At 53.9% G+C, this 245-nt stretch carries 1 pseudogene; it reads right to left on the reverse strand.

Features of this window, described 5'->3' with window-relative positions:
- Positions 1 to 245: pseudogene (locus QN347_RS20665) on the reverse strand (citrate-proton symporter); the annotation flags it as partial.

Genomic DNA, 245 nt, shown 5'->3' on the forward strand with positions numbered 1-245 from the left:
CCATTGTAGCTGGCGTACAGGAAGGACAGCCATAATTCGGCCACCAGCATGCGTTCGAAGCTCGGTGCGCCGGTCAGCCACAGCATGACCGGATAGGCGGTCAAAATGGTCAGGATGGTAAACACCAGCAGCAAGGGTTTGCTGCCGATTTTATCGGATAAGCTGCCCATTACCGGCAACCAAAAGAAATTCGATACACCGATGCACAGCGTGACGATCAGACTGTCGGTGGTGCTGAGTTTGAG

The sequence above is a fragment of the Sphingomonas sp. 10B4 genome (genome assembly GCF_035019905.1).
In the GTDB taxonomy this organism is placed as follows: Bacteria; Pseudomonadota; Alphaproteobacteria; order Sphingomonadales; family Sphingomonadaceae; genus Sphingomonas; species Sphingomonas glacialis.